This is a genomic window from Acidithiobacillus marinus, from assembly GCF_002847505.1.
GTDB classification, from domain to species: Bacteria; Pseudomonadota; Gammaproteobacteria; order Acidithiobacillales; family Acidithiobacillaceae; genus Acidithiobacillus; species Acidithiobacillus marinus.
The window spans coordinates 210,322-226,718 of sequence record NZ_MXAV01000034.1; the positions used below are offsets into that span (position 1 = coordinate 210,322).

Annotated in this window: 16 protein-coding genes; 10 read left to right on the forward strand and 6 right to left on the reverse strand. The window is 56.2% G+C overall.

Going from position 1 to position 16,397, the window contains the following annotated elements:
• Position 1 precedes the first annotated feature (1 nt).
• The 3 genes from B1757_RS09095 to B1757_RS09100 all read right to left on the reverse strand — a co-directional run bounded on the left by B1757_RS09095 (position 2) and on the right by B1757_RS09100 (position 2,926).
• Entirely contained in the window at positions 2–1,540 is a 1,539-nt protein-coding gene (locus B1757_RS09095) for a DHA2 family efflux MFS transporter permease subunit (RefSeq protein ID WP_101538007.1), read from the reverse strand.
• A 163-nt stretch (positions 1,541–1,703) separates the two neighbouring features.
• Positions 1,704–1,856: a hypothetical protein gene (locus B1757_RS15420; RefSeq protein WP_172437654.1), complete on the reverse strand. Its 153-nt coding sequence runs from the start codon at positions 1,854–1,856 to the stop codon at positions 1,704–1,706.
• Between the two features lie 284 nt (positions 1,857–2,140).
• Positions 2,141–2,926 carry a pseudouridine synthase gene (locus tag B1757_RS09100; protein WP_101538050.1) on the reverse strand — a complete coding sequence of 262 codons (786 nt, stop codon included), beginning with the start codon at positions 2,924–2,926 and terminating at the stop codon, positions 2,141–2,143.
• 26 nt (positions 2,927–2,952) lie between these two features.
• Between B1757_RS09100 and B1757_RS09105 the strand changes: the two genes are divergently transcribed.
• Positions 2,953–3,264 (forward strand): encapsulin-associated ferritin-like protein, encoded by a 312-nt coding sequence (locus tag B1757_RS09105; RefSeq protein ID WP_101538008.1) that lies wholly within the window; start codon positions 2,953–2,955, stop codon positions 3,262–3,264.
• Positions 3,265–3,274: 10 nt separating this feature from the next.
• On the opposite strand, the gene hemW is transcribed toward B1757_RS09105, so the two are convergent.
• Entirely contained in the window at positions 3,275–4,432 is a 1,158-nt protein-coding gene (gene hemW, locus B1757_RS09110; RefSeq protein ID WP_101538009.1) for a radical SAM family heme chaperone HemW, read from the reverse strand.
• Positions 4,433–4,454: 22 nt separating this feature from the next.
• Between hemW and B1757_RS09115 the strand changes: the two genes are divergently transcribed.
• Positions 4,455–5,015: an LON peptidase substrate-binding domain-containing protein gene (locus B1757_RS09115; RefSeq protein ID WP_101538010.1), complete on the forward strand. Its 561-nt coding sequence runs from the start codon at positions 4,455–4,457 to the stop codon at positions 5,013–5,015.
• Here B1757_RS09115 and B1757_RS09120 read toward each other — a convergent pair.
• On the reverse strand, positions 5,012–5,506 hold the full coding sequence (locus tag B1757_RS09120; RefSeq protein WP_101538011.1) for a Crp/Fnr family transcriptional regulator: 495 nt from the start codon (positions 5,504–5,506) through the stop codon (positions 5,012–5,014). The two genes, B1757_RS09115 and B1757_RS09120, sit on opposite strands and share 4 nt — an antisense overlap.
• A 102-nt stretch (positions 5,507–5,608) precedes the next feature.
• Between B1757_RS09120 and rph the strand changes: the two genes are divergently transcribed.
• Positions 5,609–6,337 (forward strand): ribonuclease PH, encoded by a 729-nt coding sequence (gene rph / locus B1757_RS09125; RefSeq protein WP_101538012.1) that lies wholly within the window; start codon positions 5,609–5,611, stop codon positions 6,335–6,337.
• The gene (rdgB, locus tag B1757_RS09130; protein ID WP_101538013.1) at positions 6,334–6,957 is read left to right on the forward strand and encodes an RdgB/HAM1 family non-canonical purine NTP pyrophosphatase; all 624 of its coding nucleotides are present in this window, start codon (positions 6,334–6,336) and stop codon (positions 6,955–6,957) included. The genes rph and rdgB overlap by 4 nt, the downstream gene beginning before the upstream one ends.
• Here the strand turns inward: rdgB and B1757_RS09135 are convergent.
• Positions 6,924–7,781 (reverse strand): sigma-70 family RNA polymerase sigma factor, encoded by an 858-nt coding sequence (locus tag B1757_RS09135; protein WP_101538014.1) that lies wholly within the window; start codon positions 7,779–7,781, stop codon positions 6,924–6,926. The genes rdgB and B1757_RS09135 overlap by 34 nt on opposite strands.
• Before the next feature lie 240 nt (positions 7,782–8,021).
• Here B1757_RS09135 and B1757_RS09140 point away from each other — a divergent pair, with 240 nt between their 5' ends.
• The 6 genes from B1757_RS09140 to rpoD all read left to right on the forward strand — a co-directional run bounded on the left by B1757_RS09140 (position 8,022) and on the right by rpoD (position 16,345).
• Positions 8,022–9,329, forward strand: a complete 1,308-nt coding sequence (locus B1757_RS09140) for an IS701 family transposase (RefSeq protein ID WP_101536954.1) — start codon at positions 8,022–8,024, stop codon at positions 9,327–9,329.
• A 252-nt stretch (positions 9,330–9,581) separates the two neighbouring features.
• Positions 9,582–9,797, forward strand: a complete 216-nt coding sequence (gene rpsU, locus B1757_RS09145) for a 30S ribosomal protein S21 (RefSeq protein WP_010636820.1) — start codon at positions 9,582–9,584, stop codon at positions 9,795–9,797.
• Between the two features lie 2 nt (positions 9,798–9,799).
• Positions 9,800–10,249, forward strand: a complete 450-nt coding sequence (locus B1757_RS09150) for a GatB/YqeY domain-containing protein (protein ID WP_101538015.1) — start codon at positions 9,800–9,802, stop codon at positions 10,247–10,249.
• Positions 10,246–12,582, forward strand: a complete 2,337-nt coding sequence (locus B1757_RS09155; protein WP_101538016.1) for an endonuclease MutS2 — start codon at positions 10,246–10,248, stop codon at positions 12,580–12,582. The genes B1757_RS09150 and B1757_RS09155 overlap by 4 nt, the downstream gene beginning before the upstream one ends.
• Before the next feature lie 3 nt (positions 12,583–12,585).
• On the forward strand, positions 12,586–14,349 hold the full coding sequence (gene dnaG / locus B1757_RS09160) for a DNA primase (RefSeq protein WP_101538017.1): 1,764 nt from the start codon (positions 12,586–12,588) through the stop codon (positions 14,347–14,349).
• Between the two features lie 103 nt (positions 14,350–14,452).
• On the forward strand, positions 14,453–16,345 hold the full coding sequence (gene rpoD, locus B1757_RS09165; RefSeq protein WP_101538018.1) for an RNA polymerase sigma factor RpoD: 1,893 nt from the start codon (positions 14,453–14,455) through the stop codon (positions 16,343–16,345).
• Positions 16,346–16,397 lie beyond the last annotated feature (52 nt).

Here is a 16,397-nt window from a genome sequence, read left to right on the forward strand (position 1 = left end):
ATTATTCCATAAGAGACGGGCTGTTTTCGGTATTGTCATCTTTCTCGCGTGGCGGCTTTTTCAAGAATAAAATCAACGGTATCATGACCAGGAAACCGTAAAATACCAGCACGAAGGCATCAAGCGTGCCACGCATGTTTGCCTGACTGTAAAGGACGACGTTGCCCAGCACTTGCCAGGTGGTGGGATTTTGGGTCATGCCTGCCGCAGCCAGATAATGGTGGAACGCCGGATTGAAAGGATTGATGAATTTGCTCATCTGATTCCAGCCCACCTGGGTTTCCTGGCTCATGACGGTAGAGACAACGGCAATACCGACACTGCCGCCCAGGGTGCGCATCAGGTTGAAAATGCCGGACCCCTCAGCCTGCTGGGATTTTTTGATAGTGGTGAAAGCCAGGGTGAACAGGGGAATGGTCACCAGGCCGAAACCAATACCGCGAATGAAGCTGGGCCAGATCACCCAGTCCATGTTGATATCGAGATTATATAAGGTGGTGAGATAGGTACCAAATGCGCCGATGACAATCCCGACCAACACAATATCACGAGGATTGATGCCCTTGCCCAGCAGGCGGCCGGCCAGCATCATGGCCAGCATGGCTCCGATCCCCTGGGGGGCCATGACCAGGCCAGCAGTAAAAGCTTCATAGTGCATCAGACTTTCCAACATAATGGGCAGGATCACCATGGTGCCGAACAGCGCCAGCCCAAATATGCCAATCCCCATGCTGCCAATGGCTAAATTGCGATCTTTGAGCAGACGTAAATCTACTACAGGATATTTGACGCTCAATGAGCGCCACACAAAAAACAGTAAGCCCAGTATCGTAATCAAGGTCAGGATGATAATGGTTCGAGAGCTGAACCAGTCATCCTGATCACCAAGGCTGAGAATCCCTTGCAGGCAGCCCAGACCCAAAGCCATCAGCCCGAATCCGGTCCAGTCCACCGGACGGGGATTGGCGCTTTTGCCACCATCTGGCACGCTCTGCATGAGCAAAAAAGCCAGTATGCCAAAAGGGATATTGACGTAAAAAACCCAGCGCCAGCTCAAGGTGTCAGTCAGATACCCCCCCAGGGTCGGCCCCAGGATCGGCCCCAGCATGATACCCATACCCAGGATAGCCATGGCCTGTCCACGTTTGTTGGCCGGATAGGCGCCGAGCATGATGGTTTGTCCGACAGGAGCCAGGGAGGCCCCGAAAATACCCTGCAGAAAGCGCCAGAGCACGATTTCGGTAAGGCTGTGGGACTGTCCGCACAAGGCCGAGGAAATCACAAAACCGACGACACTCCAGAGCATGATGTTGCGCTGCCCGTAGCGTTCCACCAGCAGGCCGGTAAGGGGCAGGACAATGACGTTGGCTACCATGTACGAGGTCAGCACCCAGGTAATCTGATCACTGTTGGCTTGCAGTGAGCCGCGCATGTAGGTCAGGGCAACATTGACAATGGTCAGATCCAGAACCTGCATGACCACGGCAAGCATGACCGCCACTGTGATGGTCAATCGGGATGAAGATTGTTCTTGCGCCACCCTTGGGACTCCTTGTCAGGGATAAAATATCAATCAGATACCGACCGTTCGGTCAGTATAGTGGGCAAGAAGCTGACCCGCAAGGGCTTTATCTGTCCCTGATTCATCCGCTGCGACAGCAAAAAAACCGGCCATCGAGGCCGGTTGCGGAGGAGAAAGAGGGTCAGGCAGCACGCGGTACCGCCAGATCCCGCAGGTCCTCGTTGTTCAGGAAGGCTTCGCGCAGTTCCTCATCGGAAACATCGGCAAAGCAATAACCTTCTTCTTCCAGTTGGTAAACCAAAGCAATCATCGCGAATTCCTGTTCCATTTCCATGACCTTTCTCCATCAGCAAATAAGGTACAACTAACATACATAGATATTATGGCTATGTCAATATAATGAATATATAATATAGGATAGCCGTGTCCGTGCTTGGGGGATGCTTTTTGCTCCAACGGTCCTTGCCTGTTGTTCTATGACTCACCCCGCTGGCAGGCGAAAACTCGCCCTGCGGGCTCAGACAGTTCGCCTGCCGGGCGCGGGATTTCGCCAAGAACAACAACGGCGCGGACCAAAGTCGCTGCAAAGCATTCCCCAAGCACGGACACAGCTACCCTTCAGCCCTGCAAAAGTGCTTCCTCGTCTGGCTGTAACCAACGCCACTGCCCACTGGCCAGATCGCCCAGGATCAGTTGACCCATGCTGACCCTGATCAGGCGCAGTACTTCCGCATCTACTGCTTGCAGGAGGCGCCGGATCTGACGATTGCGACCCTCCGCAAGCATGAATTCAAGCCACTGGGTTTTGCCCCCGCAACGCAGTTCGCGAATCTGCATGGGCAGGCAGGGCCGGTCATCGAGCACGCTGTGCCGGGCCATATGTTGCAGTATCTCCGGCGCAAGAGGTGGGCGGATCTGCACATGGTAAGTTTTGACCAGGTGTTGTTGCGGATCGAGAAGTTGCTGGGCCCAGGCTGGATCATTGCTGAACAAAAGCAAACCAGAACTGGCCTGATCCAGGCGACCTACGGGTGCGAGCCAGGGCTCGGCTGGCAGCAAGTTATAAACCGTGGGCCGGCCTTTTTCATCACTGCGGGTGCTGACCACTCCCCGTGGCTTATGCAGCATGAGCACCTGACGCTCGGGCTGCAGCAAGGGCTGCCCATCCACTGTAATCTGGGCATGCCTGGATGGAAAGCGAGCTTCTGGATCAAGTATTTTTTGTCCGTCGACCCCAACCCTGCCGGCGCGTATCCAGGCTGCGGCCACGGTCCTGGAGCACAGTCCGGCTTTGGACAAGAGGCGGGCCAGCCCATGATAGGGCTCTTCATGATTCCCCGGTTTGGTATCAGGAAGGCTTGGGTTAGGGGGCTGCTTTGGACTATGCTTAAGAGAGTATTTCATTTTTTTCATGCTGAAAGGATCTCAAGATGGCACATGAAACAATGCACGAGTCTTTGGAGTCTTTGTCCAGTGATACCTTGGACATTCACCGGGCCATATCCTCCCTAATGGAGGAGTTTGAAGCCGTAGATTGGTACCAGCAGCGTGTTGACGCCTGCAAGGATCCCCACTTGAAACAGGTGCTGGAACACAATCGGGATGAAGAAATAGAGCATGCCGCCATGGTTCTGGAATGGTTGCGCCGGAAAATGCCGCGACTGGATAAGGAGCTGCGCGAGTACCTGTTTACCGAAGGCTCCATAACCGGGCACGAAGCCGAAGCCATGGGCCGGGAATAAATAGAGGTTTTCAGGGTAGGAAGCGAGCACATAGTTCATTATAAAAGTTGAGCCCTTGGGCGGTTGGCCGGATGGTTCCGGCTTCTTCTTGTATTAAGCCTTCGCGTCGGGCACGGCGGATTTGCGGCTCAATGAGCAGGTTGTCCAAGCCGGTTCGCTCGGTGAACAAATGGATGGGGAAACCCTCGGTCAGGCGCAGGACGTTGAGCATGAACTCAAAGGGGCGTTCCTCTAGAGGAATGGGCGTGTACTCGCCTAGTGTTTCCCGTTCGCTGAGGGCATCGTTCATATAGCTTTCCGGGCGGCTGGGTTTCCGGCTACGCCAGATACCTTCGGCTTGGGTGATTTTGCCATGGGCGCCGGCGCCGATGCCCAAATAGTCACCATATAGCCAGTAATTGCGATTATGCTGACATTGTTCTCCAGCACGGGCGTGGGCGGAAATTTCATAGCGCGGAAGTCCGTGGCTATCGAGGACGTCGCGCAGCTGGCTTTCCATGTCCGCTGCGGTATCTTCATCAGGCATCTGCGCTGGCGGATGGCTGGCAAAAGGTGTCCCCGTTTCCAGCGTCAGCTGATACAGGGACAGATGCGGGGGTTGAAATTGCAGAGCGGTGTGCAGGTCAGCGAGGGCTTCGTCCATACTTTGCCCGGGGAGGGCGAACATGAGGTCAAGGTTGAAGCTGGTAAATTGCGCTGCCATGGCCTTTTCTATGGCGCGCTGCGCGGCGGCAGCATCGTGAATACGCCCGAGACGCTGCAAATGCGTATTGTTGAAAGACTGAATGCCCAGGGAAAGACGGGTCACTCCGGCTGCCCGAAAATCCCTGAAGGCGTCTGCTTCCACGGCGCCGGGATTGGCCTCTAGAGTGACTTCCATGGCTGACAAGGGTTGCAGACGGGCACGGATATCCGAAAGTAGCTGGTGGATGACTTCCGGTGGAAACAGGCTGGGGGTGCCCCCACCGATGAAAACGCTGTGCAGGCGCCGGCCCCAGATACGCGGGAGTTCCCGATCCAGATCGGCAATCAGCGCCGCAGCGTAGCGTTCCGCAGGAATCTGTTCGGCCGCATGGGAATTGAAATCACAATAAGGACACTTGGCTTTACACCAAGGCAAATGCACATATAGTGAGAAGCTGGAAGATGGTTTCAGGCTGGGTTTCATGGATACTCGTGAGAGGAACAGCATGGCGACGGATACAGACACAATACCTCTATTTTTACTCCGATCCGTACTTTTTCCCAAGGCCTTATTAGGGCTGAGGGTGTTTGAACCGCGTTATCTGGATATGGTCAGCAGCTCCCTGCGCAATGACCGTGGGTTTGGTATTTGCCTGACCCATCCACGCGGCGATGGTCATGCCGAGCCTGAGCGAGTGGGGACCCTCGCGCGTATTGTCGATTGGGGCGGTGAGCCGGGCGTGCTGGAAATCCAGGTGGAAGGACAGCAACGCTTTACGATTCAGGATTGGCATTATGCGGGTGCTTTGGCCATGGCTTCGGTCCATTACTGGGAGGAAGAGCCCGTCGTTCCCATGCGGCGCGAAGATGACCTGCTCCGCGCCATCCTCAAAGAATTGCTGGGCGAGGCGGCGGCAAGAGACCTGGATGCCAGTACGGCAGGGATGATACTTGCCCAGGCGCTACCGGCTTCTCCTGAAGAAAAGCAGGCGCTGCTGGTGCTTCAGGACCCCCTCGAACGCTTGCGACGTATCCACGACCTGCTCAATCAACGCGGCGGGGCCTAGTGCTTGCCTTTTCCGTAAATATAGGTGGAAAAATCCGTATAGTTTTGGGAAAGATTGCGGAATAAATGGTCGAGACTGATGATGGCCTGTTCCAGAATGTTCACCGTAATATAGGGTTTCTCGACCTTGAGGCGTTGATAGCGGGCACGGGTCAGGACCAATACCTGGGTGTCATCGCTTTTGGCGAGAATGCGGGCACTGCGCGGTTGCCGATCAAAAAAAGACATTTCTCCGGCCATTTCGCCGTCCTTCACCCGTACCACTTCCATTTCGTCGCCATCCGCCGTGTGATGAATGATGGCCATTTCGCCTTTCACACAAAAAAACAGGGCTTCACCGAGTGTGCCCCACTCGGCAATGACCTGATCAGCATGGAACTGGGCATGGGTCACATATTCCGCCAGGGTCTGGATTTCGGCAATGGTCAATGACTGAGCGAGATGGTGTTGCTTCAGAAATTGGGTGATTTCGACATGGGCGACAGTAGACATGAGGTTATCCTCGTTTCTGGGGGATTGAGCTCATTATAGGGGTTTATGATGCGGGAAGGACAGGGCTACAATGCACCTCCCGCCATCAGATGAGTACTGAAAATGAGTCGACCCAGTGGAAGAACAGCAGACGCCTTGCGTCCTATCGCCATTACCCGCAATTTCACCAAACATGCCGAAGGCTCGGTATTGATGGCCTGTGGAGATACCAAGGTCTTATGCACAGCCAGCATTGAGGAAAAAGTGCCGCCTTTTTTGCGGGGCGCCGGGCAGGGCTGGGTTACCGCAGAGTACAGTATGTTGCCCCGGGCCACTCAGGACCGGATGCAGCGGGAATCAGCCAAAGGTAAAATCTCTGGACGCACCCACGAAATTCAACGCCTGATTGGTCGGAGTCTGCGCGCAGCCGTTGATTTGCAGGCTTTGGGCGAGCGCACCATCTGGGTGGATTGTGATGTGCTGCAGGCGGATGGCGGCACCCGGACGACAAGCATCACTGGTGCCTGCCTGGCGGTGGCTGATGCCCTGCAGACCCTGCGCCGCAATGGCAAAGTCCAGGTGAATCCCATGCGGGACTGGGTGGCTGCTATATCAGTGGGCATGTTTCAGGGGCAAGCTGTTCTGGATCTGGATTATGCCGAAGACAGCCACGCCGAAGTGGACATGAATGTAGTGATGACCGGCACCGGCGCTTTTGTGGAAGTCCAGGGAACGGCCGAAGGCGCGGTGTTCAGCGACGCAGAGATGACGCAGATGCTGGCCCTGGCGCGTCAGGGCATTCGTGACCTGGTCGCCCGCCAGCGTCAGGAAATTCCTGAGGCCGTGCCGTGAAAGCGCTGCTGCTGGCGACTGGTAATGCCGGTAAAATCCGCGAGCTCCAGAGCTTGCTCAGTCCGCGTGGCTATCAGGTACATGCTCAGAATGATCTGGGCATTGCCGGAGTGGCCGAAACCGGCCGCACTTTTGTGGAAAATGCTTTGCTCAAGGCTCGCCATGGCGCGGCTTTGTCAGGAATGGCGGCCCTTGCCGAAGATTCCGGGCTCTGTGTTCCCGCCTTACAGGGGGCGCCAGGGCTGTTCTCGGCGCGCTATGCTGGGGAAGGAGCCAGCGATGCCGAAAATAACCAGCATTTGCTTCAACAGATGCAGGAGTTACAGGACACAGAGCGCGGTGCCTATTATGTGGCCTGCATGGTTTTGCTAGAGTCGGCAGAGGATCCTGCGCCTATTGTGGTCCAGGGATTCTGGTCGGGTGCCATTGCGACGATCCCACAGGGGGAAGGGGGGTTCGGATACGACCCGCTTTTTTGGCCGTCTGGTAGCACCAGGAGTGCGGCACAGTGGACCCTGGCCGAAAAAAATCGGGTGAGTCACCGGGCTCGGGCACTGGAAAGATTGTTGACACTCTTGGCGGAGCGTCAAGTACCCCAACCGCTGTCCGAAAGCGATTGACGCAGCCGGGTCAGCGCCCGCACCTGTAATTGTCGCACCGCCTCGCGGCTGACGCCCATGCGTTCGGCCACGGCTTCCAGAGTCATGGGCGCATCTCCATGCATGCCGTAGCGAAAAATCATGACCTCCCGCTGTTTTTCATTGAGCTCGGCCAGATGTTCGCGAAGTGCCTTGCAGATGGACTCGCGATCGTAATCCATGTCCGGACTGGCAGTATCGCCCGGAACCTGCTCCACACGGCTCGGCCCATCCGCAAATTCTTCATCCAGGGAGCAGACGCGAATATCGGCAAAATCCAGAGCGCGCATGGTACTTTCGCGGACCCCCAGGGCTTCACGACGTTGCTCGCGGCGAGTATCTTCATTGTGTGCACTTTCGTCTTCAGCTCGCTGCAAATAGGCATGCAGGGATTTGGCCAGGTAATCGGGTAGACGAATAAAGCGTGAGCGGATCAGGGCCCGTTGCATAGCTTCGCGAATCCACCAGGTGGCGTAACTGGAGAAGCGCGTGCCCAGGCCTTCGCGGAAGCGATCAGCAGCACGCAACAAGCCCATGTAGCCTTCCTGCAGGAGATCCTCCTGGCTGAGTCCCTTGTTGCGATAAGAGCGAGCTACGGCTCTAACCAGTGGCATATGGGCAGAAATGAGCGTAGCTCTAGCGCTTTCGTCGCCTTGACGAAGGCGGCGGATGAGTTGTAATTCCTGATCCAGAGTAAGAAAGGGGCTGCTGGTCTCAACTTCCATGAAATCCGCGAGCGGGGGTGGGTCGATGGCTGGCGGAACATCAGGTAAGGCTTCGTTCAATTCTCTCGCTTCCGTTCGCATGGGCTTCCCCTGTGATTTTTAAAGACCACAATCACTCTAACATTGTAATCTAATATTCTATATATAAAAGCATTTTTAATATTTCATACTGAAGATTAGACATTCAGCCCGGCTCCGCCGGGTTTTTTATCGCCTTTCTTTCGGCGAAAGTGCTTGACACGGTGATGGGGCCGTGCGGCCGACCCTTGTAAAAAAGGGTCGGCCAATGAGAAGCGTTTTAGGCTTCTCGGAATCACACCCATGCCCTTTCATCGTCTCGTTTCCCTCCGCCTGTCGGAGTGGATTTCCTACTTTCTGACGGTCGTGCCGCCCCGCTCGCGGCGCAGCTTCCTCGAACTGCTCTGTGGCTGCCTGATCTCGCCCGAAGGCTGGGTCACCCGCGCCCTCAGTAGCATCTCCCTCCGCTGCCACTGGACCACCTATTACAAACTCCTGGAGCGCGAGTCCTTGCGCACCCAGGCGTTGGCCATAGCCCAGGTACGCTGGCTTCTGCAGTCCTTGCCCAAGCTCCTGATCGTCGATCTCGTCATCGACGATACCCTGGTCCTGCGACACTCTACCAAAGCCCCAGGTGCGGCCCTCCGCTTCGATCACAGCCATAAACACAATCGCCCCAGTTATGTCCTCGCCCAGAATTGGGTGGGCCTGGCGTTGACCCTCCGTACCCGATCCGGCAAAGCCATTTCCTTTCCCATCCGCTTGCGCTTGGTACCGAGCACCGGCAACACCCACAAGCTGAAAATTGCCGGGGCGTTGCTGCGCGCTTTTCTGCCCCATATCCCAGTACCCGTCCGTCTGCTCACCGATGCCTGGTTCATGCGGCGGCGCCTGCTCTTGCCCCTGTTGCGTCAGCACGGCCAGTTTATCGGCCAGGTGCGCAAAGATACCGTGCTGCTCCAGGACCCGCCGCCGAAAACATCCAAACGCGGACGTCCCCGGATATATGGAGACAAGTACACCCCGGAAGAGATGGCCGCACTGCCCACCGAAACCGTCTCTCTGCATATCTATGGGAAATGGCAGAAGGTCCGTCTCCAATCCATCGTCGCCAATGCACGATTCCTGAAAGGCCATCCGGTCCGGGCTGTCTGGAGTGCAATCTACGACGAAAAGCATCGTCGATGGTCTCCCACCCGCCTCTATCTCGCTTCCGAGACCCACTTGACCGCCAGCGAAATTGTCTCCCTCTACAGCAACCGCTGGCAGATCGAACCGATCTTCCATAACCTCAAACGCTGGTGGGGCATCAATAATCTCTGGCAGCAAAAACGCACCGTTTTGGAACGCTGGATGCAAATCCGCTGCATCGCCTGGTCCATGGTGCAGCTCCTCGCCGAAACCCTAGCTGAGGACTTCCCCATGACCGACATAGCGCCCTGGCGTGTCGCCACCCCCGTTACCGCAGGACTCATGGCCCAATGGCTCCATCTGCAATTTCTGCGGGTTCCCTTCTGGAAGGGTTTCGACCCGAAGTCCGGGAAATTCCAGTGCCCAGCACCCGCCTTTTGGGCCGACGCCGATGACCCACCCCGCAAAAAGGCCGCCTGACTCACTTCTGACCCAAATTTACCGAGCCATAACGCCACCCAGAGGGGCTGGCGAGGAGGCTGTATGTCTAACGTACATTATTTCATATATTAGCATTCTTTTTGATCGCCCTGTCAAGCACATGCAACGCTTGTTTTGCGCTTTTTACAACGTCAGCAACGATAGAGATTTTTTTGACTCGCGCGATTGATCTGCCTATACTCTGCCCCTTTCTTGCTAAGCATTTATTTTTGATGAGGTCTGAAACCTTCTATGCCAACTGTTCGTGTTAAAGAAAATGAACCTTTCGAAGTGGCGCTGCGGCGCTTCAAACGCTCCTGTGAAAAGGCCGGAGTCCTGACGGAAGTGCGTCGTCGTGAGTTTTATGAAAAGCCCACGGAAGAACGCAAGCGCAAGGCTGCTGCAGCCCGCAAGCGCGCTTTGAAGCGGATGCGGCGTCAGTCCATGCGTCTGGTGCGGATGTACTGATCATGTCTTTACGCGAACGTCTTCAGGAAGATATGAAGGCGGCGATGCGGGCGCGTGAGTCCGAGCGGCTGACGACGATTCGTATGCTTCAGGCGGCCATCAAACAGCGTGAGGTGGATGAGCGCCGCACCCTGGAGGAAGCGGAGATCCTGAGTATTGTCGAAAAACTGATTAAGCAGCGTAAAGACTCTGCCACTCAGTTCAGGGCAGGTCAGCGTCCCGACCTGGCCGACAAGGAAGAAGCGGAGATTGTCATTCTCACGGCCTATTTGCCTGAGCCCTTGAGCATGGAAGCGCTGGATGCCCTCATTGCTGAAAGCATTTCTCAGCTGGAGGCTGCTGGTCCCAAGGATATGGGCAAGGTGCTCAATACCTTGCGCCCGCAATTGCTGGGCAAAGCAGACATGGCGCTGGTTGCCGATAAAGTGAAGGCGCGTCTGAATAACGGATGACAGCCGTTGCGGCTTTGACCGGAAACGCTCCCTGTCTGGACAGCTTTGCCAGAGTCCTTGACCTGGAAGACATCTGTGCCGCGTGGGCTGCCCGTTGTGCTCATCCTTATGGGCAAGATTATGTAATAAACTTGCATCCCTGGGTAGCGCTGACCGAAATTCATCAGCGTCACCATCTCGCTCTATGTCTGCAACAACGCGCCGTAGCGGGTTCGACTCTGCCAGTTATGACCCTGCCGGAAATCCGCACATCGCTGGATCTGGTCGAGCGTCCCGGGGCGGTCCTCGCTGGCCGGCAATTGCTACAGGTGAGTCAGGTTTTGCTGGGGCAGAAGCACTATGCTGCCGTCTTGCGCGAAATCGATGACGCTCTCAGCGAATGGGCGGCCGATATTGACCCTCCCCAGTCATTGCTGCGCCGCCTGCAGCAGTCCCTCGATGAGGAAGGGGAGCTTCTGGATACGGCCAGCACCGAACTCCAGGCGCTCCGCCGGCAGTTGCGCCAGGGCCGCCATGACATTCAACGGTTTTTGCAGGGTTTTTTGCGTAACCCTGATTGGCAGGATTACTGGCAGGAGCAGCTGATTGTGCTGCGCAATGATCGTTATGTACTCCCCCTGAAAGCCAGCCACAAAGGGCGGATCAAAGCCATTGTCCATGATCGCTCGGCGAGTGGTGAAACCCTTTTTGTAGAACCCTTGACGGCGGTGGAGCTGAATAACCAACTGGTCCAGGACCGCCAGGCCGAACGTCAGGAACAGGAAAAAGTACTCCGGGTGTTGAGTGCGGCGGTCGGGCAGGAGGCAGCGGCCATCCGCCGTGCTGTCCAACAGTTGGGAAAGCTGGATGGGGTCCGGGCAGGGCTGGAGCTGGGTAAAGCCTACCAGGGCGTTCTGGTGCCGGTGGACAAACACCCTGTTTTTGCCTTGCACAAGCTGCGGCATCCACTGTTATGCATGCAGCATCCCGGACAGGTGGTGGGCAATTCTCTGGCTTTGGGGGAACAGCATCAGCAGTTGGTCATTACCGGGCCCAATACCGGTGGTAAAACAGCATTGCTCAAGGCACTGGGTTTGAATCATCTGATGGCCTATCTGGGTTTGCCGGTGGCTGCGGAAGGCCAGTTGGGTTATTTCCGACAGGGCTTTGCGGTGATTGGGGACGCCCAGAATATTCATGCCGATCTGTCCACTTTCTCGGCTCAGGTCAGTCGCTTGCAGGTCTTGCTTGAGCAGGTCGACGCCCATAGTCTGGTGCTGCTGGATGAGTTGGGTAATGGTACCGATCCTCGTGAAGGCGGCGCTCTGGCCCAGGCAGTGGCAGAGGAACTGCTGGCGGCCAAAGCCTGCACGATGTTGACCAGTCACCTGGAAGTCATGAAACGCTATGCCCTTGGTCGCCCTGGGGTGGCCTTGGCCGGCATGGGTTTTGATGCAGAAACACTGACGCCGACCTATCGCCTGCAATGGGGTGTGGGCGGCGCCAGTCAGGGGCTGACCATCGCCCGGCGCATCGGTATGCCCGAGCCGCTCATGCGTCGCGCGGAAGCCCTGTATGCCGATGACCGCGAGGACTGGGAACGCTGGGAAGCACAGCGGGAAGGGTTGCTGCGCGCCGCGCAACAGGCCATGGATGAAGCGGCGCTGGCGCGGATGGAAGCGGACAAATCGGCGAAGCGTTTGCAACGGGAACTGGAGGCGGCCCGTCAGGAACGCGAGCGCGCCGCAGAGGAAGCGCGCAACGAGTGGCAGCAGTTACTCGAAAATGCCCGCAGCGAAGTCCGTAAAACCATTGCGGCGCTCAAAACCGGGCGGGATACCCAGGCTGCCAGTGCGGCATTGGAACAGACAGGCGCGCCTTTCCGGGCTGTGCAGGATGCCGCCCCAGCTTTGCCGGAAGTCGGGAGCAGGGGGTTATTTTTGCCCCTGCGTCAGGTTACCCAGATCACGCGCGTGGATGCGCTGCGTCAGCGTCTGCAAATTCAGTTGCGTGGCAAGCAGTTGTGGATTCCGGTAGCGCAGTTTCGTGCCGATGCGGCGTTGGAAATGCCCAAGGATAAGGGCAGTACTCAGTATGCTTCTCCGGAAAACCATCCCTGGCGTCTCGACCTGCGCGGCCAGCTGCGTGACGATGCCTGGCAGGCTTTGTGCCGTCATGTGGACGGCGCTATGGCTTCCGGTCGGCAGCAGGTCGAGGTGCTTCATGGAAAAGGTAATGGGGTGCTGGCAGAAATGGTGCGGGAATTTGCCCGGCAGGATCCCCGGGTGACCCAGTGGCGCATGGCCCGTCCCGAGCAGGGCGGTGGTGGCGTCAGTGAATTGGAGTTGCGCTGAATCATGGTGAAATTTTCGCCAGCGTTTATTGATGCCTTGCTGGAGCGCACCGATCTGGTCCGGCTGGTGGAAGGGCGGGTTCCACTCAAAAAGAAAGGTAAGGATTTCTGGGCCTGTTGCCCTTTTCACCAGGAAAAAAGTCCTTCTTTTTCGGTGAGTCCGGAAAAGCAGATTTATTACTGTTTCGGCTGTCACGCCCATGGGAATGCCATTGGTTTTCTGATGGCCCATGACCGCCTGTCTTTCCCGGAAGCGGTGACCCTGCTGGCGGAAGATGCAGGTGTGGCGTTACCCACTGCGCTTGCCGGTCAGTCGCCTCAGGAAGATTTTCGTCCCTTTAGACAGATTCTGGAAAAAGCGGTCAAACTGTACCGGAGCGCCCTCAGCGAAAATCCGGTGGCGCAGCAATACTGGCAGAGTCGTGGCCTTAACTCGGACACAATCGACCGCTTTGAGTTGGGCTATGCGCCGCCCGCCGCCAGTTTTCTCAGTCAGCGGCTGGGTAGGGATGATCACACCCGAAAGGCCTTGATAGGGGCAGGACTGGTGAGCAGTCGCGAGGATCATTCGGTGTACGATCGTTTTCGTGACAGGGTCATTTTTCCGATCCGTGATGGGCGTGGCCAACTGGTCGGTCTGGGAGGGCGAAGTCTCGATGGCCACGAACCCAAGTATCTGAATTCTCCGGAAGGTCCCCTGTATCACAAAGGCCAGGTACTCTACGGGCTGTATCAGGCTCGCGAAGGCTTGCGCCGGACGGGGCGGGCGCTCCTGGTGGAGGGTTATCTGGATGTCATCACCCTGCATCAGGCCGGTCTGGATTATGCGGTAGCTGTCAGCGGTACCGCTCTCGGTGAAAGTCAGTTGCAGATGTTGTTTCGCGCGGCCCCCGAAGTTCTGCTTTGTTTTGATGGCGATGGGGCGGGGCGCAAGGCGGCCTGGCGGGCGGTACAAATAGCACCCGAGCTGTTGCGTGAAGGGCGTTTGCTGCGGGTACTGTTTCTGCCTGATGGTCAGGACCCGGATTCATTGGTGCGCGCGCAGGGTGGGGCGGTACTGGAAGCCCAGTTCGCTACCGCGCGCCCGGCAATTGACTATTATCTGGATGAACTGCAGCGCCGCTATAACATTGCAGCCGAAGATGAAAAGGCCCAATTTTTGCGAGAAGCCAGGACATTTCTGCAACGCGTGAATGATACGACGCTAAGGGAGGTTTATCTGCACAAGCTTCAGGATTTGTGTGGGCTGGCTTTTTCCGTAACGCCAAAAAAGCGCCGCCGGGAGTCGATGCTTTCGTCATCACCCGGAGCAAGAGCACGCAGCCAGGCGGGGCCTTCTCTTTTTAAAAATGCTTTACGACTGCTTTTGAATCATCCTGAGGATCCCGCATGGCAGAATCTGGAAAAGGCATTGCTCCCTTTTGCGGCAGATCCCATCGCAAAAAAAATGGACGCCACCCTTGATATTTTGGCTAACATGACCCATCTAAGTTCTCACGAGCTCTTGGCGAGATTGGCGGGTTCTGATCTGGCCGAGTTTTGTTATGCCTTGGTCATGGATACGGACGCCGAGAGTCAGGAGGGCACAGGGATGCGTAATGAGATATCCGGTTGTGTGCAAAGAATCAATCAACGTTTGGTCAAGGCGCGAATAGATCATATGGCGTGTACGGCGGATCGTTCGGGTCTGGGTGCGCTGACCGAGCAGGAAAGAGCCGAAATGGTGCAGTTAACACGGCGTGGTCAGCGCAAGCCATCAGAGCCATGAAGTATCCAGTTGAGCAGGATGAATACCCGATGCAAAATTCCGGCTTTTCATCCATGGGTTTTTTCTTATATAATGTGCGGCTTTCCGCGAGTGCAGGATAGTTATGAGAGACGGTGAGAGTGTAGTGGACAATGAGTCTCAGCGGTCTGAGCTGAAGCGCCTTATTGCGCGCGGAAAAGAGCAGGGATACCTGACTTATGGGGAGATCAACGACCATCTGCCCGAAGAAGTGTTTGATCCTGAGCAGATGGAAAATGTCATTTCCATGATCAATGACATGGGTATTGAAGTGTTTGAAGAGGCCCCCGATGGCGATACTTTGCTCGATGTCGAAGGCAATGTCGGCGTAGCTGCCCAGGAAGCTGAAGAGGCCGCTGAAGAAGCCCTGGCCGTGGTTGAGGCCGATATTGGTCGCACCAGTGACCCGGTGCGCATGTACATGCGCGAGATGGGCACCGTCGAGCTGCTGACCCGGGAAGGGGAAATCGAAATTGCCCGGCGGATTGAAGATGGCCTCATGCAGGTTCTGCGTGCTGTTTCCACCTGTCCGACCACCATCTCTCTGCTGCTGGACGCGGCAGATCGAGTGGAACGGGGCGAAATGCGTCTGGATGAGGTCGTGGATGCTTTCATCGATCCCAATGCCCTGGAAGCCGAAGCCGTCAGTGAAGATGACGAGGCGGTTCTGCTGGAAGGGGAAGATGCGGCAGACTCTGATGACGATGAGGAAGAAGACGGTGAAGAAACCCTCGAAGCCGACAAAGGGCCGCAACTCGAAGAAGCTCTGGAGCGCTTTGCCGTTATTCGTGAAGCCTATCTGAATCTGTTGACCAGTCATGCCGAAGGTGAAATGCATGACGCCAGCTATCAGGAAAAAAGACGCGAACTTGCGGATCGTTTTCTGGAAATCAAGCTCAATGGCCGGCAGATTGATGTCATGGCCGATGCCCTGCGCTCATTGACTGAAGAAGTGCGACAATGTGAGCGTGAGCTCATGGAAATCTGCATCGAGCGGGCGCGTTTTCCCCGGAAGGAGTTTGTCCGTAGATATCCGGGGCATGAAAGCGATCTCGACTGGATTGACCAGCAGATCAATGGCGGTTTTTCCTACAGCGCCCGTCTGGTGGAATATCGGGATGACATTCTCGCCATCATGAAGCGTCTGGCGGAAATTGAAAGACGGGCGGGCTTGCCGGTGGCGGAAATCAAGGAAGCTAGTCGCCTCATGTCCATCGGTGAAGCCAAAGCCCGGCGTGCCAAAAAGGAAATGGTCGAAGCCAACCTGCGCCTGGTGATTTCCATCGCTAAAAAATATACCAATCGCGGCCTGCAGTTTCTGGATCTGATTCAGGAAGGCAATATCGGTTTGATGAAGGCGGTGGACAAGTTTGAATACCGACGGGGTTACAAGTTTTCGACTTATGCCACCTGGTGGATCCGCCAGGCCATTACCCGCAGTATTGCCGATCAGGCACGGACCATTCGGATTCCGGTGCATATGATTGAAACTATCAACAAGCTGAACCGGATCAGTCGGCAGATGCTGCAGGAAATGGGCCGTGAGCCGTCTCCGGAAGAGTTGGCGGAGCGTATGGAAATGCCGGAAGATAAAATTCGCAAGGTGCTGAAAATTGCGAAGGAACCGATTTCCATGGAAACACCTATTGGTGATGATGAAGATTCGCATCTGGGTGATTTTATTGAAGACCGGAATGTCACTGCCCCGGCGGATTCGGCGGTCAATGCGGCGATTCGGGAGGTGGTCGAAGAGCTGCTGGACAATGGTCTGACTGCCCGTGAAGCCAAGGTGCTGCGGATGCGCTTCGGCATCGGTATGAATACTGACCATACGCTGGAAGAAGTTGGCAAGCAGTTTGACGTGACCCGTGAACGTATCCGTCAGATTGAAGCCAAGGCTTTGCGGAAGCTGCGTCACCCCTCTCGCTCCGAGCGTTTGCGCAGTTTTGTGGATGGCGAAGTTACCATTCCTTCCTAGGGCAAAAATGTGTTAAAAATGCGGGCGCGAAAATGGTTCGCGCCCTTTCTTC

What these genes read in the sequence shown, in the direction of transcription:
- B1757_RS09120 (WP_101538011.1), bottom strand. Translation starts at nt 5,506, where the DNA reads ATGTCTACTGTCGCCCATGTCGAAATCACCCAATTTCTGAAGCAACAC.
- B1757_RS09135 (WP_101538014.1), bottom strand. Translation starts at nt 7,781, where the DNA reads ATGCGAACGGAAGCGAGAGAATTGAACGAAGCCTTACCTGATGTTCCG.
- B1757_RS09140 (WP_101536954.1), top strand. Translation starts at nt 8,022, where the DNA reads ATGCCCTTTCATCGTCTCGTTTCCCTCCGCCTGTCGGAGTGGATTTCC.
- rpsU (WP_010636820.1), top strand. Translation starts at nt 9,582, where the DNA reads ATGCCAACTGTTCGTGTTAAAGAAAATGAACCTTTCGAAGTGGCGCTG.
- B1757_RS09100 (WP_101538050.1), bottom strand. Translation starts at nt 2,926, where the DNA reads ATGAAATACTCTCTTAAGCATAGTCCAAAGCAGCCCCCTAACCCAAGC.
- B1757_RS09155 (WP_101538016.1), top strand. Translation starts at nt 10,246, where the DNA reads ATGACAGCCGTTGCGGCTTTGACCGGAAACGCTCCCTGTCTGGACAGC.
- hemW (WP_101538009.1), bottom strand. Translation starts at nt 4,432, where the DNA reads ATGAAACCCAGCCTGAAACCATCTTCCAGCTTCTCACTATATGTGCAT.
- B1757_RS15420 (WP_172437654.1), bottom strand. Translation starts at nt 1,856, where the DNA reads ATGGAAATGGAACAGGAATTCGCGATGATTGCTTTGGTTTACCAACTG.
- B1757_RS09105 (WP_101538008.1), top strand. Translation starts at nt 2,953, where the DNA reads ATGGCACATGAAACAATGCACGAGTCTTTGGAGTCTTTGTCCAGTGAT.
- dnaG (WP_101538017.1), top strand. Translation starts at nt 12,586, where the DNA reads ATGGTGAAATTTTCGCCAGCGTTTATTGATGCCTTGCTGGAGCGCACC.
- B1757_RS09115 (WP_101538010.1), top strand. Translation starts at nt 4,455, where the DNA reads ATGGCGACGGATACAGACACAATACCTCTATTTTTACTCCGATCCGTA.
- rpoD (WP_101538018.1), top strand. Translation starts at nt 14,453, where the DNA reads ATGAGAGACGGTGAGAGTGTAGTGGACAATGAGTCTCAGCGGTCTGAG.
- rph (WP_101538012.1), top strand. Translation starts at nt 5,609, where the DNA reads ATGAGTCGACCCAGTGGAAGAACAGCAGACGCCTTGCGTCCTATCGCC.
- B1757_RS09150 (WP_101538015.1), top strand. Translation starts at nt 9,800, where the DNA reads ATGTCTTTACGCGAACGTCTTCAGGAAGATATGAAGGCGGCGATGCGG.